Raw genomic sequence first — 23,855 nt, 5'->3', positions numbered from 1 at the left:
GTATCCGTCAAGAGTATTCGAGGTGCGATAAGTTATCACATGTCCTCATTTTTTTCGAAAAAAAAGCTGGAATTCCGCAGCCTATTACAAAAAATGCAATTTATGGCGACCGCCTGACAGATTTACGTCGCTGAAGGTCGAGTATTTGTAACAAAAGTCGCTATAATGCCCGCCTTTGTGTCACTGTTATTGTGGCAGCCAATTATTACCGCTAACTAATCGTTACGTGAAGGATCCGGATTTGTCATACATACGTCTCAATAAGCACTATGTGCACCTTCCTTATCTATTTTTGGGTATTGCGGAAGCAATACTTTTGGTATTGGCCGCGTGGTTTGCGTTGAGCTTTATCGAGTCTATGGCGGACCCCGAAAAAGTGTTCGCACTCACTGAGTTTGACTGGCCTCCATTTGCAATATTTTCTTTTGTATTGAGTTGTTGCACACTTTCGATGGGTGTTTATCTGGCAATGGTGCGCGAAGGTTTTCGCAGTATGGTGTTGCGCACTATAGTTAGCTTCTTCTTTTTGGGTAGTTTAAGCCTTTATCTTTTAGCTCTTTTATTGCCGCATAATTTTATTCATCAAGGCTTTATATTTTGGAGCGTGATAACAGGAAGCATGTTTGTCATTATCGCGCGCGTGTTTTTTATGATGGTGGTCGATACCGCCAAGTTAAAGCGCAGGGTTGTGATTTATGGTGCGGGCAACCGAGCCAAGAAATTATTGGAAGATTTGGCGCCCGAGATTGATGTGGTGGGTGTGCAAGTTGTTGGCTGTATCCCTAATGCTAATGAGCATGTTCAGGTAAGTGAAGCTACTACCTTACCTTATCCGTCAGATTGGTTGAGCTTTGTGCGTAATTCGCAAATATCCGAAATTGTGGTTTCACCGGATGAGCGTCGCCGGGTGCAGGGCGATTCCGCCTTTCCGCTTAATGATTTTCTGGATTGCAAGCTTGCCGGCGTTCCGTCTTGCGATGCGTTAAGTTTTTGTGAGCGGGAGCTGGGCAAGATAGACATTACGTTGCTGCAGCCGAGCTGGATGTTGTATTCCGATGGTTTTAAGTATTCCAAACGCCGCCTTATGGCCAAACGATTGTTTGATTTAATTCTCGCCTCTGCATTCTTTGCAGTGCTCTGGCCGTTCATGTTGTTGACCGCCATTGCGGTAAAGTTGGAGAGTCCAGGTCCCGTTTTGTATCATCAGGTTCGCGTCGGTTTGAACGGTCGCCACTTCCGTATCTACAAATTTCGCAGTATGCGTCAGGATGCTGAAAAGCATGGCGCTATGTGGGCACAGAAAAACGATTCTCGTGTAACCAAAGTTGGGGCTTTTATCCGCAATACGCGTCTGGATGAATTACCCCAGCTTTACAATGTGCTTGCTGGTAGCATGAGCTTTGTCGGCCCGCGTCCTGAGCGCCCCGAGTTTGTGACTGATCTTGCACAGCAGATCCCTTTTTATGATACTCGCCACAAGGTAAAACCCGGCTTGATGGGCTGGGCTCAGTTAAAGTATCCCTACGGCGCATCGGTAGAGGACGCTAAAAATAAGCTGCAATACGATTTGTACTACACCAAAAATCACAGCTTTCTGATGGATATGTTAATCATGATTCAGACAGTTGAAATTATATTATTGGGCAAAGGTGTCCACTAACCTGGAATTATCAAGGAATCACTTTATGAAGAAAATTGCTTGGCTAGGCTTGGTTTGTTTTGCGGTTATATTGGCTGCTTGCAGTGGATCAAAAAAGACGGCTGCACCACCTATTTCAGAGCGTGGAGTTCTGGATGAGTATCGTATTGGAGTAGGTGACGTCTTGCAGGTGAATGTGTGGCGCAACCCAGAGCTATCCATGTCAGTACCTGTTAGGCCAGATGGAAAAATTTCCATGCCGCTAGTAGGTGATATAGTCGCTGCAAATCTAACAACAAAACAATTGTCCGCTAATATCGTTGACTCTTTAACCAACTTTGTCCGTACTCCGCAAGTTACTGTGATAGTAACGAATCCAAGTAGTTCAGACTTCCAGCTTCGTGTTCGTATTACAGGTGCGGTTCGCAGTCCACAATCGATTCCATACAGAGAGGGCATGACTGTGCTTGATTTGGTATTGATGGCAGGTGGGCCTAATGAATTTGCATCTGCCAATAAAGCCAAGTTGTACCGTAAGGTAAATAATGAAACAAAAGTATATCCAATCTACTTGGGTGATTTGTTAGAAGATGGCAAGGTAGACACCAATTATCCGTTGCAGCCATCAGATATAGTTACCGTTCCAGAGCGTTCGTTTTAAATAGAGATTATTCATGGATAAGGTATACATAAGAGAGCTTATCAATGCTCTAAAAACCGAATTAATCAGGTTTCGCTTTTGGTTTGTTCTCGCATTTGTAGCAATTAGTTTTGCTGTGCTTGTTGTTGGAATGAGTTGGCCCAAAAGGTACGCTACCACTGTCACATTAGTTGCTGATGTGACAAATATTATTGAGCCTTTGCTTAAGGGAAGTGCGGAAGTCACCAAAATAGATCGATCCGAGCAAGCGCAGCAATTTATCCACACTAGAGGTGTGATTGAAGCCGCAGCGCGCCAACGTGGATTAATCACAAAAGATATGTCCCCCGACCAGCAGGACCGAGTTATTAAAGGAATTCGAGCTAGCTTAGTTGTTAATTCAGACAAAAATAATTTCTTCAAGCTTTCATATAGTTCAAACGATCCAGATAACTCTTTTGAAATGTTGAATGCCATTGTTAATGTTTTTTTGGCTGATACCGAAAAAAGAAAGCGCGAGGAAAGTTTAGGTGCGTATAACTTCATTGACGCGCAGGTGCAATCTTATAAGCATCAACTTGAACTAGCAGAAGAAAAGTTAAAAGATTTTAACTCTGAGAATCTTGACGGTAGTAGGGAGGCTGTCACCGGGCGGCTGAGCACGCTCAGATCGGATATAGAAAATTTAAAAATTACTATCGAAGAGTCCCAAGCGCGGGTGAACACTCTGCAGCAGCAACTTGGTAATGAAGGTCAATACCAACAATCAAAAGGGCAGGCAGACGAGCTTAGACAGCGTCGTTTAATTCTTAGTGCGCAACTCGAAAAATTACTCTTGGATTATCAAGAGGATTATCCTGATGTCGTTGCTACGCGCGCGCAATTGGCCACGCTAAACGCCTCAATCAATAAAATTGAAGCTTCGGGTCAGGTTTACAGCAACAGTGAAAATGTTGCGAATCCTCTTTATGAAGAGCTGCGAAAACAATTGTCTGTAGCCGAGGTAGATTTGCGCTCTCAAAAAAGAAGAATGGAATCCTTACTTCGGTTACAGTCACAAGAAGAGGATCGGGCTCAGCGTGTAGCGGCAGGCCAAGCACAATTGTCGGACTTAACGCGTGACTACAATGTCACTCGTAAAGTCTATGAAGAAATGTTACAGAAAAAAGAATCAGCTCGCCTCTCGATGACTTTGGATATTGAAGGTCAAGGTGTTAGCTATCGTATCCAAGAGCCTGCTGTGTTTCCATTAAAACCCTCAGGAATTGGATTTATGCAATTTGCTTTATTGGGACCTTTAATTGGATTTTTGCTTCCGCTCGGATTGTTAATTGCCTATGTTTTGGTTGATCCACATATTCGTTTGTCGCGAGTACTGCAAATGCAATTGCCGCAAGAAGTAGAGCTGTTGGGTGTAATTCCGCACTATAACTCACCATTAGGGGAGCGCTTACTCAGAAAAGACATGGTGGCGCTCTTAAGTATTTCGGTGGTGTGTATGGTTGTTTACATCGTTTTAGCTTGCTATTGGCAAATTCTGAAATCATAGAGGCAAAAAAAATGGAACAGAGTAAAGAGCATAGCCTCAAACAATTAATTGAAGATATTGATGATGGTTTGGTTGAAACAAGTGGTTCGTTAGTAAAAACCGCCGTAGATGAGCATCGCAAAAAAGAACAAATTAAAAATATGGCATTGCCTGCGTTGTGGACTCAGGATGAGCTATACGAAAAGAAAGTAGTATTTGCTGGTATGCGTCAACGCGAGCTACTCAATGCCCTGCGTGAAATAAAAATCAAATTGTTGCAGAAAAGTAAATCAGACAACATAGTTGTTTTAGTTGCTTCTGTAAGTAGTGCAGGCGGATCAAGCTTTGTTGGTTTTAATTTAGCGGCTACTTTTGCGTTAGATATGCATAAAACAGCACTGTATGTTGATTGCAATCCATATGGTTCCGCAGCCGATAGATATATAGTTACACCGGTGGAGCTGGGCCTAACACAGTATTTGACTGATAATAATGTTCAGCTAAAACGTATTATTTATCCTAGTGGTGTAGAGCGCTTGCGTGTTATACCGTCTGGTGGCTCTAGCGAGTCAGCGGCAGAATTTTTTAGCTCAAAGCGCATGGAAGTTCTAGTTCAGGAAATTAAAAATCGATATCCGGACAGATTTATTGTGCTAGATGCTCCTGCAATTCAACAGTCAACTGAAGCGCGTATATTGGCTCAATATTGTGATCATGCCGTATTAGTAGTGCCGTTTGGTAAAGCTGTAAAAGATGAGGTGCTCTCGGCTGTAGATGCAGTAGGGAAGGATAAATTTGCGGGACTGATCTTCAATAACTAAATGGTGAGGTGCAGGGAATGAAGGTAAATCCAATTTATTATCTACTTTTTGTTGCACCTGTGGCGGTTGCTGAAACGGGTAAAGACTATTTTACAGCTGATATATCTGTTTCAAGTCAACTTACAGACAATGCGCAAAAACAATTTGTAGAATCAATTCGGGTTGATGAACGCCAAGACCTGTATCAATTCGCGTTTTCAGGAGCGTACTCGAATGAATGGATTGTCGCAAACACACACTATAGTTTAGCCGAACAACGATTTTCAGAAAACTCTCAACCTGCTTATACAAGCTTAGTTGGTGGATTCGATTTGGATGTTGGAGCGAATTCTCAGCCTGCCCATTTAAAAGTTTCCCACTCCAGCGAAAATTTATTGAACGCTCCAGATGCTTTAGACTTCACAAACAACCGCGATGAACGATCTATTTTAACCACGGAACCATCGTTGCGTTGGCGAATGACTGCGGCAGACACTTTTGTGATTGGTGCCAGGGTTTCTGAAATCAATTACAAGGAGCACTCAGAAAAAGATTCGTCGCTTAGAGGTGTTCAAATTGTTTGGCAGCGTGAAATTAGCAAAATTGATAGTGTTAAATTGGCGGCAATGTCCAGTAGGACGTCATTTGATATTGATTCAACATTAGACTATAGGTTAGACACTTTACTGGCAACTTACTCCGCGAAATTGAGTCATTTGGAATATGATATTTCTGTCGGAGCTAATAGTGTTTTCCAGGAAGCACAATCTTTAGATTTTACCCGCCCCAGTATGGATATTGATTTTAAATATACAGCAGGAAGCAACACTTTCAATATAAACGTAAATCGTCACATCAGCGATTCATCTTCCGGGAGTGGACAACCGCTTGGCTTTGAGTCTGCAGGTTCTTCGGCAAGCGGCGTTGGGCTTGATTTGATCGATGTAACATCTGCCTCAGTATCATGGTCAACAGACATTTTTTGTGACAGCTGCATGCTAAACTTGTCATCGGCAAAAAATAAAGAGAATTACGAGGTCTTAATAGAAGATTCGGTTGAAAATGTTGTAAATATGTCATTCTCATATCGTCTTGTCAGAAGTGGAACTGTGATTTTATCATTTTGGCAACGCGAACGAAGTTTTGATTCCAGCTCAATTCGTGAAGATATTTCTAATAAAAACATTGAAGTACGATACCGTCACACCTTTTCAAACAAAGTATCTCTGGACGCCTTTGCTAAAAAATATCAACGTGATTCTGCAAATAAATTTTCCTCTTACGATGAAAATGTTACAGGTATAAGATTGGCATATAGTTTCTGATTTAAATTTAATAAAGGCTTTTAAAGGCACATAAAATGAATCTATTCAAATATTTTTCCAACAGCAAGAGCTTGAGCAGAGCATATAAAGGTCTCCTGCTTATCGCTGTTATATCCGGTAGTTTGCAATTGGCCGGCTGCAATGGTGACAAAGCTGCTAGCAAAGAAGAGGTCTCACGTTTTGTAAAGTCTGCGGAAACCTATCGCGATCAAGGCCAATTTCGTGCAGCCATGTTAGAAGCCAAAAATGCCATTCAAAAAAATTCAGCCGACCCTCAGGGTTACATAGTGCTGGGTAAAATATATATAGAGTTGGGTGGATATCCTGCAGCTATATCACTTTTGGAGCCAGCGCAAAAAAAAATGCCGGAACTGGCTCTTGTGTTATCGGAAGCATATGTTTCAAGTAAAAAGTATCGATCGGCTCTCAACGTGTTAGCCGATTATAAGCCCGTATCCGATGATGTTAATACTTTAGCAAAAAAACAAATTTTAATTGCGCGTAGTAATATTTATTTGGGTGATAAGCAGGGGTACGAAAAAGCAGTACAAGAGCTAAAACAAATAGATGGTAATAATATAGAGATTTCAATACTGGAAATTGAAGCCCTAACTGCAGCGGGGAGCCAAGAAGCGGTAGAGGGTAAAGTAAAAGATTTAATGGCTCTGCCTCATCAAGATGTAAAAACGTTGATGTTCTTGGGCGATGTTGCATTACGTCAGAACGATTCAGCTAAAGCTGAAGATTATTACACTAAAGCATTAGGGCTTTTGCCTAAAACAGATGTTTTTACGGCCAATAAACTTATCGTTCTTCGCCAGCTAACAGAGTCATTAATTCGTCAGGGAAAATCTGGTGAGGCATATCGATACCAAAAAATAATGGCAGAAGCTAATCCAGAAAGCCATGCAGCTCAGGAAAAATTCAATGACGCTATGGAGCTCTTCCGTCAAGGAAAGTTTGCGGAGGCAGAAAAGTCATTAAAAGAATTACGAGAACAATTCCCTGAAGACAAAAATACAGCGATGTTATTAGGGATGGTTGAATACCAGAAAGGCCAAGATAAAAAAGCAATTGAATTATTTGATCAATATATTGATCCAGAAACAACTACGTCACCCATAATCCAAGCCGCTGCACTTGCAAAATTTCGTAGTAATAAGATGGACGAAGCTATCTTACTATTAAAGAAAAGTTCGGATAGTCAGCCCGACAATCCGGAAATTTTATCGACATATGGATTGGCGTTGCTACAAAAAGATCCCACGAGCACAGAAGGGCAAAAGGCTCTTGAAAAGAGTTTGGCACTAAACCCCAAACAACAACGGTTAAGATTAGCGCTTGCAAAGCGTGATTTTGCAATGAATAACAATGCCCTTGGTTTAGGGCAACTGCAGAAAGCATATGCTGAAGAGCCGCTGGATTTGCTTATTCAACAAGCATACTTTAAAGCTTTATTTGCTGAAGGAAAGAACGATGTTGTTAAATCAGAGATAGCACAATTTCAAAAAAATTACCCAGACAATTCTCGTGGTTATTTTTTAGATGGCTGGTTTAAGTTTGTTCAAAAAAATTATCCTGAGGCGCAGCGTGCTTTTGAAAAATCGCTCGCGATGAAAGAGAATCGCGAGAAAAATCTTTCTTATGCTGGCCTGGCAGAAATATATAAAGTTCTGGATCAACCACAGAAAGCAGCTGCTTTATGGCAAGAGTTTTTAACGGAAGACCCAAGTCAAATTAATGCTTATCCTGAGTGGCTGCAGGTAATGCAAAAGTTAAATCGTTCAAAAGAAGCGATTTCTTTTTTGACGACCCTGGAATCAAAAACAGACAAATGGCAGCCATCAGTTGTATTGGCACAGGTGCTATTTACTCAGGGGCAAGTTGCGGACTCAATAAAACATATAGAAATTGGATTAGAACGTAGTGGTAAGTCGGAACAAATTAAGCAAATTGCTGCAGGGTTGTATCAACAGTACGGTTTGGTTCTTTTTAGAGAAAACAAGCCCGCGGAGGCAAAAAGCTATGTGCTCAAAGCGTTGAGCTTTTCTCCAGAGAATATGAATTTTCTTGCAAGCTTAATTGAATTGGAGATAGCACAAAAAAATATTGCTGAAGCTCAAAAGGTGCTCGATCAATTTTCATCTTCAAAAGATGTAGCTGCAGAGCGTGATTATTTGCAAGCATTAATCCGGGCGGCTGAGGGTAAGTCTGAGGATGCGTTGGCGTTATATAAAAGTTCCTGGTCTAAAAAGCCAATGGAAATTACTGCCAAAGCAATATATGAGTATTATCAAAAGACCAATCAAACAGATCTTGTGTACAGTTTTGCTAAAGAATGGTCTACTAAAATACCTAACAGTGCACATTCTGCATTGATGATGGCCGTAGATGCGCAACAAAAAAATGACCCGGCAAGTGCTATTAAGTGGTATGAAAAATCGGTAGAGTTGGCCCCCAATACTCCAGTATCTTTAAATAATCTAGCTTGGCTTTATTACGAACAGAAAAACCCTAAGGCCCTGGAGTTAGCTGCCAGAGCCTATAAATTGGAACCTAATAATCCCGCCATTATGGATACTTATGGTTGGATCTTGGTAGAAGGCAATCAAGTTACAGAAGGGCATGAGATACTTGAGCGCGCTGCCAGTTTGGCGCCTGCAAATAAGGAAATACAAGACCATTTAGCGGCAGCTAAAAAAAGGCTTAAGAAATAGTTTTCTTTATTTTATTTAAGAGTTCAACGGAAGTAGTTCACCTTAAAACTTTGTGCATTGAATTGCACAAAGTTTTTTCATTTTCATCATCTAATTTTAGGTTTCATATTTGAACCCCTTTTTTTTCAATAAGCATTACCCGGGATTATTTAGATCGCAAGCTTGGCTGGATGCGTGGCTAAAAAGCTGGGGGAATGATCCAAATTTAGTTTTGGTAAACGATGGAAATAGCCAACCGTTAGATCAGGTGCTCTTCTCGTTCCGTCATAAGATAAAAAAAGTTCTCCCTGTGCGGACTGCCTTTCCTTTAGGTGTTTCTACGTCTATAGCGCCAAGTATAAGAAGCGAATATTTTAATACAGCTGCATACGCTTCAAGTAATTCTCTTGCACGTAATTATGTAGAAGCTTTTTTAGAAAGCCGTTGCGATCAACTTTATCTCCCCGACATTTTGCAGGATTCGCCAGAATATGATCTGTGGAAGACATTAAGTGACGAGAGTGGTTTTGATTTTATTGTTAAGGATATTAATCCGACGTACGGGGTTGATGTTAGTTGCGAGAGTTTTGATGTGTATTTGTCAGGGCTTGGTAGTAACACGCGGCTCAAGTTGTATAACCGTAGAAAAAATCTCCATATGTTGGGAGAAGTTAAAGTTGAAAATCTATGGCCTGACCAAGAATATTTTTATAAGTTAATCAATGATTTCCATCAAAAGCGTTGGGGCAGAGATTGCTATCAGGGTAGGAATCTAACTTTTATACGTTTGTTGTTAGACAATTTAGTTCATGATGGTCACGAAGTAAATCTATCACTTATGACGGTAAATAAAAAACCAGTATCGGTTGTGTTGGATATTCAATTCAATGGTCGAATTTATAATTTGCAATCGGGATATTTGGAAGGGTTTGCCAAAAATATTTCTCTAGGCACACTGCATCTTGGTTATCAATTAGAGTCGGCGTTTTCGCGTGCAGACGTAGATTTTTATGATTTTATGGCTGGAAAGGGAAAAAACGCGGATTATAAATCGGCACTTTCAAATCGAAAGGCCGCATTTAATACTCTGCTTTTGGTTAGAAATCCGGTTTTGAAAATATTATACAGAATGCAGAGAAGGTTCAATCCGCATAATTGATTAAGGAATATTACGTATAATCGCTGGCCCGATCGTATTAGCTAACCAAAGCGGAAGCTTTTTCCATACGGCGATCATTATTGCGAATTTTGGATTGTCTGGATTTAATTCAGGGCCTTCGTTATTGGTCGCATTAGGAAGAATTTTATACCAATAATGTTGGTAGGGAACTGCACCCCACTGCTTTTTGAATTTATAAGTTCCGGCGTCTTGAGTGGACCTGCCAAAATCAAAAAATGAAAATTTATTATGGATTGCAAAATCCAAAATTTTGCGGTACATCCACATGTTGCTATTAAAAATGTTGGCTTCTTTTATTGTTGACGCCCAAGGGATTTCCATCATTTCATTATGGCCTATCAAAAACGCCGCCGATACGGGTTTTCCTTTTATATTAACTACTGCGATGGTTGCATTTACCTGAGAATTTTTTAGGATTGCCATAAACCATTTTTTGCTGTAAACAGGCGTGCCTAGGTCTCGCATGTTTTGCGAAAAAACCCTATAAAAATCATTTAACAATTCCAACTTACCAAATTTTATAGTTGGGAGATAATCTTCAGCCTTCTTTTGCTGAGCCCTAACTTTGGAGCCTAGGTCTTTTTCCAATTCTTCGCTTGTTTTAGGTAGCCTTAAGATCATAGATGCTTTTTTGGAAGAGGATTTTTCGGCCAAATCTGGTTGCATTGTGCGAACTTCAATGTGCGATAAGCTCTCGCTGTCGCAAACGAAACGCAAATGAGCTAGTAGTTGTTGGGCAATATTAAAATAACGAGTAATTACCCCACCGTAGTTAACATAGGGAATTGATACTGCAAATTTTCCAAACAAATGGCTATCAAAAAAAGTTAATGGGATTCCGCCAATAATTGCATTTTTTAAATCGAAAGCAGCCCATACACGTGTTGTGTTTTGAAATGAAAACTCAATTAGTTCTTTCCACGCTTGTTGGTGGTAAGCCGTAGCATTTGGAATGGTGGATATGAAATCATACCAAGCCGGAAATTCCTCCGGGATAATCTCCCGAACTATAAAGTCATCAGCCCAATTCACGTCATTGGGTATGGTTAGTAATGGTGGATGGATGGCATCGGGGATGTCTGATAAAAGAGTTTGATCGATACTGGCCTTTTCAATCGCTTTAATTTTTTTCTCAATTTCTTTTACTTCATTCGACACTGTCTGCATCGATAGCAATAGCGCTGAATACTCTTCACTACCAACTACAAGGTGCTTAAATTGAGATGCAACTTTTGCTTTTGCATCTTTTGCGATTTTCAATTCTAATTTGTAGTTGCACAATTGCGTTTTAAGTTCGTCTTGTTTCGTTAGTTGCGTCATAGAAATCTAAATAAGCAGGTTTGATGTCGATTAAAAGGGGAGCTTGCTACGCACAGCTTCTCTCCATGAGGTGTAGCGTACAAATGTATCAAAATTATTTGGAAACGCTATGCGCTGAATTTGAAAAGGATTCTTACGTATTTGTGTTGGATTGGTAATGTTTGAAATAGTTGAGACCGCGGACTTATATCCAGCTTCCTTTATAAGAGCGATATGGTGAGATGAAAAATCATTGTGTGAGCCTAAAGGATAACAGAAAACTGAAGAAGGGTCTGATAGCTCAGTTTTAAGTTTTAAATATGATTGTTCCAGTTCATGCGTAATTAAAGCGCCGCTACTTGAATTAAATACTATGTGGCTTTTAGTGTGTGAGCCGATACGAACTCCCTTCGACTCAAGATCTCGAAGTTCCTGCCATGTTATAGACTTAAAATCATTTGGTATTTCATTTGGTAGCGTCAATTGACAAGCACTGGAAATTATATCAATTGCTTCTAGCAATTGTGCATGGGGTAAGGTTTTTATCAACTTATTAATTTTACGTCTGGTAATAATACGTTTTTCTTTCGTGGATAGATCTAACGTTAGCTTGTGCGCACCAATTGAAACATTGCAGGATGACAACGATGTTTTCCATATTAAATAAGTGAGCTTGGCGTCCCATGGCCACATTTGTTGATCAATAAAATCTGTAATTACAAAAAGATTCGGTGATGTTCCATAATCGATAAGAGTTGGAAGCAAACGAGTGGCTTGGTCGGAATAACCATCATCCAATGTGAAGCATATGATTGGCTGATCAGGTGAACGGAAGTTTAAGGAGTCATCAACTAATTTGTCCACCGACATAAATTGATAATTTTTCTTATTGGCATAATCCAAGCATTTTTTAAGTAAATCTTCGCTGGCTCCGTTATAAGCACCATTTCCCGGATCGGGTCTGTGGAGTGTGAAAATCGTAGCAAACGGCCCCACGAGCCGGTTCATTATCCGCTCAAACGAGGATTGGTTTTCCATAGGATTATTCATTATTAGTCCGTGTATTCGAGAGCAAATTTTAAGTTATTAAAGCCAGCCAGAAAGACGGGCGCGAAACTTTTCTTTATTTTGACTTACTTCTTCATGCAAGCCGATTCGGGTTAGTTCATGTAGGTTAGTGTTACTCGGAAGATTGATTCCCCTGCGAGTAGTTACGGCAGCAGAATAGTTCTGCATTACCAAGCTTAGTGCTTCTTGGTTGTAGTCTCCATTGGGAAAGCAAAATAAATTTACAGGGGTATTTAGTTTCTCTTGCAATTTTAATTTACTTGTAACGATTTCGTGCTCAAGCTCATTTGGTTGTAGGAAGTTTGTCAGGCGCCGATGCGTACAGGTATGGGAGCCGATTTCTACCAAGCCAGTATTCTGCATAGCCTTTAATTGGTCCCAGTCCATCAAGGCAGGCGGTAAGTTTGCTGGGCACAGGCTGCGCCAGGAAATATCCTCTAACGCGGAAAAAATGGCTTCATCGGAAAATTTTTTTAAATGTAAAATTATATTGGCCAGCTCGTCCCTGCTAGAGCTTGATGTAACTGCTGTGAGTTTAGCAGACAGAGGTTCAAATAAGGGGTGGAGGCACATTGCCTTGGCTGCGCCATTTAGTAACAATATTGAAACAATGTTCGGCCAGAACTGAAAATCTGTACCTATTTTGTCTGCTACTACGAACAAGGTTGCAGGTGCAGCTTCGTTTTTCAAAATAGGAAGCGCGTATTCAAAGTTATCAAGCCAGCCATCATCAAACGTAATGGCACATGCCTTTGGAGGTAATTTTTCACCACGCTCTTTAGCGCTCACCCATTCACCAAGAGAGATTAAATCAAAATTTCGTTTGATTTCTTTCACATGCATCTCGAATGTTTCGGGTTTCACCAGCATACCAGGTTCTTCCAATTGAAAGCGCGCGTCATGCGCTGGGAGTATGCGGTGGTACATTAATATCCATAAGTCACCGCTATTACCTTTTCTGGCATGAGGTCCAAAATAACTGGCAAAAGAAATTAATACCGGCTTGAGTGCAGATTTGAGTAAGTTATTCATAGAGGTTATCGACCCAACAAATGCTTTAAATAAATGGATAGTTCATATTGCGCTGGTGCTAAATCATCCCAACGATTGACCTCATGGCGACATTTAGTTGGACGGGGTGTTAGAAATTGGATAATTCTGGCTAATTTATTTTTAAAAGAGTGTGAGGACTTTAAATATAAGTACAGACTATCCACATCGCCTAAAAACCAGCGTAAATGTTGTCCTACACGGTACCTTTCGATAGTTGGCGCTTGTCCCGTCAATTCGGCTTGTGCGAGCAATGCGGGGAAATCAACCCCGGAATCAATAGCTAATTGCAGCGAACCCCAAAAGCGCGTGTTTACTTCCATAAGATAGGCTTTACCCTCAGGCGATACCCTGAACTCCACCATTGCGACGCCATGCCAATTAACACCGCTCAGTAAACGAGTCGCATAATCTTTAAGTAAAGGATCGGCTTCAACGCTCCGGCTGAGGACGCTAACCCCACCTTGGGGTGGCTTCTCGCGTACCCGGTGATGAGCGAAAAAAGCCAGGGGTTTGCCTTTATCAAATAAACAAAAAACGCCAGCTCCATGGCCGGGGATGAATTCTTGCAACATAAACGACGTATTTTGCAGATATGTATCTCGCTTCAATATGGTTATGAGCTCCTCTGCTGATGAAGCTATCCTCACTGTTGTCGCAATCCAATGTGTGCCAGTATAAATTTTAGATAGGCAAGGCTTTAACACTAAAGGGTAGGTTTGAATGCTTGGATCTACGGAGGGCGCTGACTCATAAAGCTCTGATTGAGGTGCTGGAACACCCAATCGATTAGCAGCCTCTACTAAATGGCCTTTGTGAGCCAATTTCATGACTTTTTCATAAGATGCGAATGGGAGTTTAACCCCGTGAAGGTCTTGGTGGCTCATTAGTAATAATTGGCTGGTAATTTCAGTAACGGGAATTACCAAATCAAACTTGCGCTCACTCTGTAATTTGATTAACCAATTTACATAATCTGCTGGATTGGTTTCTGAATTTGGGCTTTGTATATATTGGGAAGAGTAGCGCGATACGCCAGCTAACGCCCTATCTGTAGAGTCAGCGGTAGTAACAACATAATTACTTCTGCCCAAGGATCGAGTAACTGCAAGCGCACTACGCTGGTTTGCATCTAGAACTAAAACAGAAAATATCATTGACAATGATTCCATCCACTAAGGGCAGGTTAATAATATGAGATGATAACGGAAGTGTTCACATATTTCACAAACAGTAGGTGAATTTCTCCTGTAATGGTTGTTCAGATGTTTTAAACTGGTAGCCCTTTTAAAGTGCACGTTACGGCTCCCCAAAACAATACTGTTATTTAAGGATATTCAATGGTGAATAATGAACCATCAATATTGCATGCTATAGACACTACAGGCCCTGGCGGTGCTGAAACAGTATTTTTAGATCTGGCGCAATATTTAACATTGGATGGTTACAATACCATAGCTGTTATCAAGGGGCCGGGGTGGGTTGAGGAGCAACTCAAACAGAGGGGGGTCGACTATTATATTGTTAAGCCTAAGGGCGGGCTGTCGCTCAATTATTACATCTCTCTATACCGCATCATAAAAAAGCACAATGTTAAGTTGATTCAAGCTCACTTATTAGGCTCAACTTTGACTTATTCTCTTTTGTCTTTGGTATTAAAAATTCCGTTGGTAGCCACCCTACACGGGCGTGTGGATGTAAACCCGAATGAAAAACGAATATTTATTAAAAATAAAATAATGCAAATGGGTGTCAGTAAATTGATTGCGGTAAGCCATGATTTGGCTGAGTACATTGCAGCGAGAGGATTATTTAAAAAGGAAAAAATTGCTGTTATATACAATGGTGTTAATGTAAAAAAATATCAAAAAAATGCTGACGCTAGTATCCGCAACACACTAGGAATAAATAATGACGCCGTGCTGATTGGTTGTGTCGGTAACGTCAGGCCAGCGAAGGCGTATAACGTTCTTATAAATGCTGCCAAACTTGTTGTTGAGCAAAATTCCAACGTGCATTTTATCGTAGCGGGACATAAGAAGGCAGATTTAATGGTTAAGCTTGATGATCAAATACGATCTCAGGATTTAGCCCAGCATGTTCATTTTGTGGGATTCCAAGAGGATACAGCCCACTTCTTGGGGCAAATGGATTTATTTGCATTGTCCTCCAGCTCAGAAGGTTTTTCAATTGCAACCATCGAAGCTATGGCAAGTGAACTACCTGTCGTTGTAACTCGTTGTGGTGGGCCTGAAGAAATAGTAACGCACGATGAAACGGGATACTTGGTAAAAGTAAATGATGCTTTCGAGTTATCAGAGGCTTTGCTCAAATTAATAAGCAATGAATCACTCAGGGTTCAGTTTGCGCAAGCTGCCAAAAAGCATGTAATTAGTACATTTTCAATGGATAAGTTGCTGGAGGAATATAGGAAAATCTTTACCAGTTTAATAAAAACAACATGATTCTTATGTTCACCTTCCATCGGTAGAACAATAAGTAAATTGAGTTTTATTTTGTGAGTATGAAGTATGGTTACACCGCAATTTATCAAGGATCGTTTTGGCTCCAAGAGAGGAATGCTAAATACATTCATTTATGGGGTGAAGCATAATTTTGGCGCTTTTGACAAATACCAGAATATCCAACTTTCAAAAGTGCGACGATTAATATTTATTTGCTCGGGTAACATTTGCCGTAGCCCTTTAGCAGAGTATGTTGCCAAGAAAAACGGCGTGGAAGCCATATCTTTTGGTCTACATTGCCGTGGTGGTGATGCGGCAGATATAAGAGCTATTAATTATGGTAAGACTATAAATCTTGATTTAAGTACACATGTGACTCAGAACATCGCTCAATACCAACCGAAAGAGGGCGATTTGTTGGTTGGGATGGAGCCCAAACATGCAGACGAGCTTGAGCAGATATTTAACGGTAAAGTCTCTATCACTTTGGCAGGGTTATGGTTACATAAAAAACAAAGCTACTTACATGATCCTTATGGTTCTGGATCTATTTTCTTTAATTACTGCGAGGATCAAGTGGTGAGAGCAGTTGAATCGTTAGCTAAGAAAATAAACTAGTAATATTTTATAAGAGAAAGTATGGCCACGCAAATCTATACCGTTGATGATTTTTACGCATTCAAAGTGAAGAATATGTGGTCTTATTGTAAGACGCAGCATTTCTCGTTTTGGGCGATTTGTTGCTATCTATTTGTAGAGTTTGTTCGTCCTCAAACTCTCATTCCCGCCTTAAATATCTTGCCTTGGGCAATGCTCTTTATTCTATTAGCCGCAATCGGCGCTATGACTGATCCTTCAGTGAAAGCAGTATCCAATTTTGCCAATAAACTCATGGTTCTTTTCCTGTTGATGATTATTATTTCTATTGGGTTCGCTCAATATTTCGATCTTGCCAGAAAAGAATTTATGCAGATTTTTAACTGGTTTGTTATTTATTTTCTAATTATTAATATCGTCAATACCCGTGAGCGGGCCTATATTTTTATTTTAATTCTATTGATTGCAAGTGCAAAAATTGCGATAGGTACATCAAAAAGTTGGGCCATGCGTGGCTTTTCATTTACGGCCTGGGGGCTAAGTGGGCCTGCTGGATTTTTCCAAAACTCGGGTGAGTTGGCCATCTTGATGTTGGTGCTTTTTCCATTAGCATTTTACATGTACCAGGCATTAAAAGATAAAGTGACCAAGTGGGAACGAGGTATTTTGATTTTATTTTGGGTGTGTCCGATTTTGACAATTCTAGGCGCGAGTAGTCGTGGTGCCCAGCTTGCTTTAGCTGTACAGCTCGTAATTATGTTTAGAAAAAGCATGTTTAAATTAAAACCCTTAATTGGTGTGGTGATCTTGTGCGGTGCTATTTTTTACCTACTTCCCCAAGAGCAAAAAGATAGGTTTTCGAATAGCGGAGACGATAAAACGTCACAACAAAGATTGCTTTATTGGGAACATGGATGGGAAATGTTAAAAGAATATCCGCTGACTGGTGTGGGCTTCTTTAATTTTGCACCCTACTATGAAGATTTTTACCCGCAAGATATGTTGTATCCCAGGGCTCAGCTACCACACAATATTTTTATTCAGGTAGGAACAGATGCTGGTTTCATAGCGCTGTTTATATTTATGCTGCTTATTTTTTACTGTTTTGTATTGGCTATTAAGCTTGGTAAACACAACAGTGTAGATGGTAAGTTTGCAGCTGGTTTAGGTTTTGGTGTGTTAGGTTTTGCTATAGCTGGCCAATTTGTAACAGTGACTTATTACCCATTCTTATGGATTAACCTGGGTATTCTGGTTGCATTAAACAATATTACAAATCAGCAAAAAAAATAAATCTCCTGACGGGCTCACTATATGAATGACATTTCTCCGCCCAAGGAAAGTATGCGTTTACGATCTATTGATGGACTACGTGGAATAGCTGCCATGGGAGTGGTTTTGTACCATCTCTCCGGCAATTTGAAAGAAGATTTGCAGCAGTTATTACCAGCATTCCTAAATACGATAATGTCTTATGGCTATTTAGGAGTGCCAGTTTTCTTTGTTATTAGCGGTTTGGTTATCTCCCTGAGTATTGGCGACTCCCTTGTTACAAAACACTATGCTGCAAAATTTATTGTGCGCAGGAGCATACGGCTCGATCCTACCTATTGGGCTGCCATATTTTTTGGTATTGCGCTGTTAATTTTTAAAAATAAAATATCTGCTGTGCAGGAGCCCTTGCCCTCGGTGGGTAATATTTTGGCGCATATGTTTTATTTGCAGGATCTGCTGACCGTCAGGCCACTAATATCTGTAGTTTTTTGGACATTATGTTTAGAGATCCAATTCTATTTGTTCTACTTATTCAGTCTATGGATATCTCAAAAGGTCACCAAAAAATTGAATATTTCGAATTTTCATTTACTTATTATTATAGGACTGGGCGTTTTTTCTATATTAGTAGACAGAAGCTTTTATTCGCTATCGGTGAATGGTTTATTTATTTCAAACTGGCACTATTTTTTGATTGGCGTTTTAGTTGCCAGAGTGTTCAGACGTAAAGCCTACAGCACACAGGTGTTTTTTATATGGATTTTATTTGAGTGTATTACGTCCTTATATTTTGGTGAAAAACCATATCAAACTGCCGGTATCATTATTGGTATTTTTTTATATGCCTTGTGGTGGCGGTCATTGTTAGATCGAGTATTTACGTCTGCAACCTTACAGTATCTCGGCACTATTTCATACACTTTATATCTAGTACATCCTGATATAGGGTGGAAAGTTATATCAACAGCAAGAATGTTTTTTCATGGGCATCTACCGAAAATCTATGTAATACCTGTGCTATTAGCAGCTATTGTAGTGAGTATTATAGTAGCCCATATTTTTCATCTTTTATTTGAGAAGCCTTCATTGAGACTGGCGGAAAAACTAAAAAAAGTTGATTTTGAAAATTTGTTTAGTTCTAAAGCTGCTGTTAATTCACAGTAAATTGAACGTTTGTACTGGAAATATAACTGACCCTTAATCTAATTATTGCTGGCGAGGGTTGTGGGTAATTTATTTGTGAAAAGCTGAGCGCAGGAAATTTTTATGAGATTTATGAGAACATTTTTTAAATCAATTGATTTCCTTTTGAGTCTGCGCTTCCATATTATTTTTGGTTTATCTGGCAATATAAAAACAGGCAAAAAACTAACTATAAAAGGACATCCAATAATCCACATAGAACCTGGTTGTCATCTGATTATTGGCACTCATGTAGTATTAAATTCAAGCAATATGGGATATCACGTTAATATGTTTGCACCTGTAAAACTTTTTGCAGACAAGGCAACTGCAAAAATTATTATTGGTGACAATACGCGTATTCATGGTTCTGCAATTCATGCTTATGAATTGGTAGAGGTCGGAAAAAACTGTTTGATTGCGGCTAACTGCCAAATCATGGATTGCAGTGGCCATGATTTATCATTTGAAGATGTTGAGAATAGAATTCAAACCAAAGGCACCAGTTCGCCAGTTGTTATTGAAGATAATGTTTGGCTAGGTACGGGATGTGTTGTATTACCCGGTGTGAGAATAGGTCGAGGTAGCGTAATTGCTGCTAATAGTGTCGTAACAAAAAGTATTCCTCCTATGACTTTAGCAGGTGGAAACCCGGCCAAAGTCATAAGAACATTTGGATAATTATCGTATATCAACTTTTTGATCTTTGGCGGGATTAGCAAGCGCATTTTTAAAGCTTAATAAAATCCCACAAGTCCTGCCAATAAGATACAACCAATCCACCGCATAGATGGAAATAACATCAAAAAAACCAGTGTAGGTAGTTTGGCTGCGCGAAATTCTTTTATAAGAAAGCAGCGCAGGTGGGGTCACCATCAATAATAAAAACAACAGATTAAAGTGGCCATGGAAAAGCAGGCCGCTTGTAAATGTAATTACACCTATCATAAAGCAGAGCGTGAGAATGAATATTTTATCTTTAAGCGATTTTTTCAAGCTGGTTATATAGTCGGATGAATGCCAGATTTGTCGTTTGATAAACGGTAAAATTTCTGAAGGATACCCCATATGTATCACGCTAAGTGAGGGATCTATATTGACTGTAAAGTCGGCCTGAATAAGACGGTAGGTCAAATCACTATCTTCGCCTGAATTCAGGTTTTCGTTAAATCCTGCAACACTCTCGAAGGTTTTGTTCTCAATAAATATGCATCCACCAACCAGTGTGGTTTGATATATTTTTTCAACAGAATTGGTTAATACCCAATACTTTTCTAACCAGGATGGTGATTCCCTCATCAGGTATTGGCCGCCCAATACAAGCTTGCTATCTTTTTGAAGTTTATTAATGCCACGGCTTAACCATTGTTTATCTACTACACAGTCGGAGTCCAAAAATACAATATATTTTCCTTTTGCATGCGATACACCGTAATTTCTTACTGCTCCAACTTTAACTTTTTCTTTAATGATTACATTTGATGTATAGCTGCGGGCAATTTCTAATGTTCTGTCAGTAGATCCATTGTCAACAACAATAATTTCAAGCTTATCTTTATCAAACTCCAGCTCGGACAAAGATTGTAAACACATACCAATGTATTTTTCTTCGTTGTAGGCTGGTATGACTATAGATACGAGTATTTCATTATTAATCATATTCATTTCCTTCTACTAAACTTTGTCAGCTTTTGAAAAAAGAAAGAAAATTTAAGTCCTGTCCTTCCTTTCAAGATATTTTTGATGAGATAGAGTGTTTTTTTAAGTTGTTGATATTCCATGCTATCGCCATGATTATAGAGGGCAGTGACCTTATCAATATTGACTGGCGCAGAGGTTAGATGCGGGATGCAGCCGTTTTCTTTTAATTCTACGGGATGTACTTTTCCACTTAATCCATCTTTGGTGAAATTAACTTCAAGGATTCCTGATTTTAACAAGCGTTTATCCCATGCAAGATCAAAAATGAAGTTACCAAGAGAATATGCACAAATAAAATTATCTGTTTTTTCTACTTCATAAAATAAATGCGTATGACTACCAATAACAGCCCTTACACCTAGAGTTTTTAATTGCTGGCATATAGTTCGTTGACGTTCGTTAGGTTTTGTTGAATCTTCACTTCCCCAATGCATTAGCACGATTAAGTGATCGACGAGAGGCACCGATTGCTTGACTGTAGTGAGAAAGTCGTCATCGAACCTTTGATAAGATTGCTGGTTTTTATACGTGTTGTCGGGGATGTCCGACGCTGACAGCATTCCTACTGTAATTCCGTTGGATGTAAATAACTCCATCGGTTGATCTTTCAAGCCTAACGCAGTTATTTTGTGATTCGATAGCGACGTTAATGTTTCCTGAAATATTTCCAAACCATGTTGCACGATATGGTTGTTGGAAATTTGCAGATATTTAAAATTTGCGTCCGCAAAATATTTAAGATCAGGGGCATGACCGATAAGAGTTAAAGAATTTAATGTTCCATTTTCATTTATAGTGTGCGAGACCGGTGCCTCCAAGTTACCTATTACGGCATCTGCCTGATGGAATAGTGCATGTAGAGCTGCCAATGGGTCTTTGCTTTTCATGAGACTGCGAGGACCATTTCCTATAGATGTATAATATTCTCCAGGATTTATATCGCCAACAAACATTAATTTCATAAGTTTTTCTACTAGAGTTCGCTAATAACAGATTTCAACTTTCCATTTTTGGTTTTTTCTATTTTTTCTACGTAAAAAATATGCACTTTCATGTTGCTGCTAGTTCTTGTTTTTATGTTTGCTATTAACAGTGCCTCATTAAATGAGGAATTATCAACGTTAAGTTTAATAAGAACATTAAGGGTATCTATAGTTTTTTGTATGATTTGAGCTTGTTCTACACCCTCGATACCTTTGAATGCAGGGTCCATGCGTCCAATCCTATTTCCCTCTGGCGTTACTATCACATCGTCCGTTCTGCCTTCAATTGAGTCAAAAACATAATTGCAGTCAGGAAAAGATTTTATTGCCAAATCACCTATTTCATATCTAAGCAAAGGCATGGCGAAATTCAACAATCCTGTAGTGATAATTGAATAAACATTGTCAAAGGCATGCTCCATTTCGACAGCAGCATAGGTTGCAGGAACGAAATATTTTCCCTTGTGTGAAAAGGCTGAAATTGCCATTTCGGTACAACCATAATGATCCAATACTGGAGCATCAAAAAACGATTCTATGATGTTTCTTGCATAAGGACTTAAGCTTTCAGAAGAGGTTAAAACGACCTTGGGTTTAAAAGTGACTTTCGCATTATTCTGGATGGCCAGTGAGCACAACTCAGTTAATGCAGACGGGTAGGCATCAATAAAGTTTGGCTGCCATTTATTCAATGCATCAATGTAGCTGTGGATTGTTGCAGGTGAAATAAAATAGGAAGATAGATACTGTGTATTGTTGAAGAAATCGAATCTTGCAGGACTATTGCCTGGATTTTTATACAGAATTCTTCCGGCAAATGTTGTGCTTTTAGAATGATAGGTGCACCCAAATTCATTTAGAGCTTGTTCGTAATATTTGTAATTGATTCGACGAGCTTCATGGCTAGCAAAAAGTGTTAATGGTGTACCACTGCTACCGCTTGTATTTAATTTCAGGAGTTTTTTTTTGTCGTATTCCGGTGCTCGTGATATGAACTCGTCAGGACAATTCAGAATCATTTTCTTAGTAAGTTTTGGCAAATAGGCGTCTAAATTCTCAGCTGTTATATTAGTGATATCTATGCTTTTTAAAAATGGTTCATAATATGGTACATATTTCTGGCAGTGTGTCAGAAGTTTGTGTAAGCGCTGGGTTTGCTGTGCAATATCGGATTTGGTGGGTTTGGCAAAAGGAGAGCCCAATTGGTTATAAGGAATTGGAATAGGGCCCTTGAATCTTTGATTATAAAGATTCATTCCATAAGCGCTTAATGCGATATTTTGGCATAATGCAGGGAGTGATAGGTAAATTTCATGTGACATTATTGCTCAATTCCTTGTTCCTAGGTGCTTTATACAGCTCTGTACTAAGATTTGATTTTAGAAAGCAAACTAATATAAGTGGATTACTTAAAATATGACTGTGTAACAGAATATTGCTTCTACACTATGCATAATGATTTGGTTGTTATTCTACCATTGAGATACACATAATTAGCAATTTGAAGCTATAAGGCGAAAGCTAATTCTTTTATTAGAGGTAAACAGTAATGAAAATTCGACAACTAGCTTCATACGCGTGTGGTGCATTAATTTTGACATTGAGCTCGGTAATATGGGCTGATGTTATTGCAGAGGATAACTTTGAATCGGGTGTTCATAGCAGTTTGTGGAACGGTTTCTCATATGTTTCGGTTGCAAAGCTTCCACAGGAAACGGGCAGAACTGGCTACGGATTGAAGATGTGGTATAAAGGTACTGCGTTGGATACTTCGGATGCAGATGCGGAAGCGCGATTTGATCTAAAGAAAGAGTATACCGACCTATTAATTGAGTTTGATTTATTTATCCCAGCAAACTATAAACACGTCACCCCTAGTGATCGGGCTGCAAATAATAAATTTTTGCGTTTATGGCAAGTCTCCTATTCAGAGGGTGAGCAGATCGGTGCTGGCACTATTCCCCAAGATAACACCACCACGTCAATAATTGGAACGGATTACAAAAGGTTTCCTAACTGGGGAGTTTCGACTGCCGTTAAGCAATCTAGAGATTTCATTACCCCAGAAGATTTGGGGCATTGGATGGCAATAAAGATCTATGCTAGAGCACCTACGGATACTTCCAATGGAGTGCTTCGCATATATAAAAATAAATATGTCGTACTTGACGATACTAACATCGCTAATATTTTGCCGGGCACTCAAGGCTGGCGATATGGGTATTTACTAGGTTGGGCGAATTCAGGTTTTAGGGAAGATACAATTTTGTACATCGATAACGTTCGTTTTTCCGATGTGGCCCCCCCTAAATCTCCTGGCGGCGCTCCATCATCCTCTAAGTAGCCATTAAAAATATTTTTTCTCGCCCTATTAGCCGCCTAATAGGGCTTTTTTATTTAAGAATAAGGATGTCATAACGTCGTCGC

20 protein-coding genes are annotated in these 23,855 nt (G+C 39.6%); 13 read left to right on the top strand and 7 right to left on the bottom strand.

Features of this window, described 5'->3' with window-relative positions; genetic code table 11:
• Window positions 1–241: 241 nt before the first annotated feature.
• From IE104_RS14655 to IE104_RS14625, 7 genes are all read left to right on the top strand, one after another.
• On the top strand, window positions 242–1,660 hold the full coding sequence (locus IE104_RS14655; protein WP_189419889.1) for a TIGR03013 family XrtA/PEP-CTERM system glycosyltransferase: 1,419 nt from the start codon (window positions 242–244) through the stop codon (window positions 1,658–1,660).
• 25 nt (window positions 1,661–1,685) lie between these two features.
• Window positions 1,686–2,300 carry an XrtA/PEP-CTERM system exopolysaccharide export protein gene (locus IE104_RS14650; RefSeq protein ID WP_189419887.1) on the top strand — a complete coding sequence of 205 codons (615 nt, stop codon included), beginning with the start codon at window positions 1,686–1,688 and terminating at the stop codon, window positions 2,298–2,300.
• A gap of 13 nt (window positions 2,301–2,313) precedes the next feature.
• Window positions 2,314–3,828: an XrtA system polysaccharide chain length determinant gene (locus IE104_RS14645; protein ID WP_189419885.1), complete on the top strand. Its 1,515-nt coding sequence runs from the start codon at window positions 2,314–2,316 to the stop codon at window positions 3,826–3,828.
• An 11-nt stretch (window positions 3,829–3,839) separates the two neighbouring features.
• Window positions 3,840–4,628, top strand: coding sequence for a tyrosine-protein kinase family protein (locus IE104_RS14640; protein WP_189419883.1), 789 nt, complete (start codon window positions 3,840–3,842; stop codon window positions 4,626–4,628).
• Window positions 4,629–4,645: 17 nt separating this feature from the next.
• Window positions 4,646–5,932 carry a hypothetical protein gene (locus IE104_RS14635; RefSeq protein ID WP_189419881.1) on the top strand — a complete coding sequence of 429 codons (1,287 nt, stop codon included), beginning with the start codon at window positions 4,646–4,648 and terminating at the stop codon, window positions 5,930–5,932.
• A gap of 35 nt (window positions 5,933–5,967) precedes the next feature.
• Window positions 5,968–8,649 (top strand): tetratricopeptide repeat protein, encoded by a 2,682-nt coding sequence (locus IE104_RS14630; RefSeq protein ID WP_189419879.1) that lies wholly within the window; start codon window positions 5,968–5,970, stop codon window positions 8,647–8,649.
• A gap of 109 nt (window positions 8,650–8,758) precedes the next feature.
• Complete coding sequence (locus IE104_RS14625) at window positions 8,759–9,787, top strand: GNAT family N-acetyltransferase (protein WP_189419877.1); 1,029 nt, start codon at window positions 8,759–8,761, stop codon at window positions 9,785–9,787.
• On the opposite strand, the gene IE104_RS14620 is transcribed toward IE104_RS14625, so the two are convergent.
• From IE104_RS14620 to IE104_RS14605, 4 genes are read right to left on the bottom strand one after another with little or no spacing between them, the layout of a single operon-like run.
• Window positions 9,788–11,128: a FemAB family XrtA/PEP-CTERM system-associated protein gene (locus IE104_RS14620; RefSeq protein ID WP_189419875.1), complete on the bottom strand. Its 1,341-nt coding sequence runs from the start codon at window positions 11,126–11,128 to the stop codon at window positions 9,788–9,790.
• 30 nt (window positions 11,129–11,158) lie between these two features.
• The gene (locus IE104_RS14615) at window positions 11,159–12,157 is read right to left on the bottom strand and encodes a polysaccharide deacetylase family protein (protein WP_189419873.1); all 999 of its coding nucleotides are present in this window, start codon (window positions 12,155–12,157) and stop codon (window positions 11,159–11,161) included.
• 36 nt (window positions 12,158–12,193) lie between these two features.
• Complete coding sequence (locus IE104_RS14610) at window positions 12,194–13,207, bottom strand: polysaccharide deacetylase family protein (protein ID WP_189419870.1); 1,014 nt, start codon at window positions 13,205–13,207, stop codon at window positions 12,194–12,196.
• 5 nt (window positions 13,208–13,212) lie between these two features.
• The gene (locus IE104_RS14605) at window positions 13,213–14,382 is read right to left on the bottom strand and encodes a carboxylate--amine ligase (protein ID WP_189419868.1); all 1,170 of its coding nucleotides are present in this window, start codon (window positions 14,380–14,382) and stop codon (window positions 13,213–13,215) included.
• Between the two features lie 183 nt (window positions 14,383–14,565).
• On the opposite strand from IE104_RS14605, the gene IE104_RS14600 reads away from it, so the two are divergent.
• The 5 genes from IE104_RS14600 (at window position 14,566) to IE104_RS14580 (ending at window position 19,425) form a co-directional block, all read left to right on the top strand.
• A complete protein-coding gene (locus IE104_RS14600) occupies window positions 14,566–15,690 on the top strand; it encodes a glycosyltransferase family 4 protein (RefSeq protein ID WP_189419866.1) in 1,125 nt (374 codons plus the stop codon).
• Between the two features lie 66 nt (window positions 15,691–15,756).
• Window positions 15,757–16,308, top strand: a complete 552-nt coding sequence (locus tag IE104_RS14595; RefSeq protein ID WP_189419864.1) for an arsenate-mycothiol transferase ArsC — start codon at window positions 15,757–15,759, stop codon at window positions 16,306–16,308.
• Between the two features lie 21 nt (window positions 16,309–16,329).
• Window positions 16,330–17,580, top strand: coding sequence for an O-antigen ligase family protein (locus IE104_RS14590; RefSeq protein WP_189419862.1), 1,251 nt, complete (start codon window positions 16,330–16,332; stop codon window positions 17,578–17,580).
• Window positions 17,581–17,601: 21 nt separating this feature from the next.
• On the top strand, window positions 17,602–18,726 hold the full coding sequence (locus tag IE104_RS14585) for an acyltransferase family protein (RefSeq protein ID WP_189419860.1): 1,125 nt from the start codon (window positions 17,602–17,604) through the stop codon (window positions 18,724–18,726).
• A gap of 102 nt (window positions 18,727–18,828) precedes the next feature.
• Window positions 18,829–19,425 (top strand): acyltransferase, encoded by a 597-nt coding sequence (locus IE104_RS14580; protein ID WP_229837961.1) that lies wholly within the window; start codon window positions 18,829–18,831, stop codon window positions 19,423–19,425.
• On the opposite strand, the gene IE104_RS14575 is transcribed toward IE104_RS14580, so the two are convergent.
• From IE104_RS14575 to IE104_RS14565, 3 genes are read right to left on the bottom strand one after another with little or no spacing between them, the layout of a single operon-like run.
• A complete protein-coding gene (locus tag IE104_RS14575) occupies window positions 19,426–20,403 on the bottom strand; it encodes a glycosyltransferase family 2 protein (protein ID WP_189419858.1) in 978 nt (325 codons plus the stop codon). It abuts the gene before it with no gap.
• Between the two features lie 2 nt (window positions 20,404–20,405).
• Entirely contained in the window at window positions 20,406–21,407 is a 1,002-nt protein-coding gene (locus tag IE104_RS14570) for a CapA family protein (protein WP_189419856.1), read from the bottom strand.
• A gap of 11 nt (window positions 21,408–21,418) precedes the next feature.
• Window positions 21,419–22,750 (bottom strand): phenylacetate--CoA ligase family protein, encoded by a 1,332-nt coding sequence (locus IE104_RS14565; RefSeq protein WP_189419854.1) that lies wholly within the window; start codon window positions 22,748–22,750, stop codon window positions 21,419–21,421.
• A gap of 227 nt (window positions 22,751–22,977) precedes the next feature.
• On the opposite strand from IE104_RS14565, the gene IE104_RS14560 reads away from it, so the two are divergent.
• Entirely contained in the window at window positions 22,978–23,772 is a 795-nt protein-coding gene (locus IE104_RS14560; RefSeq protein ID WP_189419852.1) for a hypothetical protein, read from the top strand.
• The last annotated feature ends 83 nt before the right edge of the window (window positions 23,773–23,855 follow it).

The organism is Cellvibrio zantedeschiae (assembly GCF_014652535.1).
GTDB classification, from domain to species: domain Bacteria; phylum Pseudomonadota; class Gammaproteobacteria; order Pseudomonadales; family Cellvibrionaceae; genus Cellvibrio; species Cellvibrio zantedeschiae.
This window is presented reverse-complemented; position numbering and strand designations above follow the sequence as displayed.

Excerpts from the sequence above, each read along its gene's own strand:
- IE104_RS14630 (WP_189419879.1), top strand. The coding sequence starts at position 5,968 with ATGAATCTATTCAAATATTTTTCCAACAGCAAGAGCTTGAGCAGAGCA.
- IE104_RS14560 (WP_189419852.1), top strand. The coding sequence starts at position 22,978 with ATGAAAATTCGACAACTAGCTTCATACGCGTGTGGTGCATTAATTTTG.
- IE104_RS14620 (WP_189419875.1), bottom strand. The coding sequence starts at position 11,128 with ATGACGCAACTAACGAAACAAGACGAACTTAAAACGCAATTGTGCAAC.
- IE104_RS14645 (WP_189419885.1), top strand. The coding sequence starts at position 2,314 with ATGGATAAGGTATACATAAGAGAGCTTATCAATGCTCTAAAAACCGAA.
- IE104_RS14595 (WP_189419864.1), top strand. The coding sequence starts at position 15,757 with ATGGTTACACCGCAATTTATCAAGGATCGTTTTGGCTCCAAGAGAGGA.
- IE104_RS14650 (WP_189419887.1), top strand. The coding sequence starts at position 1,686 with ATGAAGAAAATTGCTTGGCTAGGCTTGGTTTGTTTTGCGGTTATATTG.
- IE104_RS14565 (WP_189419854.1), bottom strand. The coding sequence starts at position 22,750 with ATGTCACATGAAATTTACCTATCACTCCCTGCATTATGCCAAAATATC.
- IE104_RS14615 (WP_189419873.1), bottom strand. The coding sequence starts at position 12,157 with ATGAATAATCCTATGGAAAACCAATCCTCGTTTGAGCGGATAATGAAC.
- IE104_RS14635 (WP_189419881.1), top strand. The coding sequence starts at position 4,646 with ATGAAGGTAAATCCAATTTATTATCTACTTTTTGTTGCACCTGTGGCG.
- IE104_RS14580 (WP_229837961.1), top strand. The coding sequence starts at position 18,829 with ATGAGATTTATGAGAACATTTTTTAAATCAATTGATTTCCTTTTGAGT.
- IE104_RS14640 (WP_189419883.1), top strand. The coding sequence starts at position 3,840 with ATGGAACAGAGTAAAGAGCATAGCCTCAAACAATTAATTGAAGATATT.
- IE104_RS14570 (WP_189419856.1), bottom strand. The coding sequence starts at position 21,407 with ATGAAATTAATGTTTGTTGGCGATATAAATCCTGGAGAATATTATACA.
- IE104_RS14585 (WP_189419860.1), top strand. The coding sequence starts at position 17,602 with ATGAATGACATTTCTCCGCCCAAGGAAAGTATGCGTTTACGATCTATT.
- IE104_RS14605 (WP_189419868.1), bottom strand. The coding sequence starts at position 14,382 with ATGATATTTTCTGTTTTAGTTCTAGATGCAAACCAGCGTAGTGCGCTT.
- IE104_RS14610 (WP_189419870.1), bottom strand. The coding sequence starts at position 13,207 with ATGAATAACTTACTCAAATCTGCACTCAAGCCGGTATTAATTTCTTTT.
- IE104_RS14590 (WP_189419862.1), top strand. The coding sequence starts at position 16,330 with ATGGCCACGCAAATCTATACCGTTGATGATTTTTACGCATTCAAAGTG.
- IE104_RS14600 (WP_189419866.1), top strand. The coding sequence starts at position 14,566 with ATGGTGAATAATGAACCATCAATATTGCATGCTATAGACACTACAGGC.
- IE104_RS14575 (WP_189419858.1), bottom strand. The coding sequence starts at position 20,403 with ATGATTAATAATGAAATACTCGTATCTATAGTCATACCAGCCTACAAC.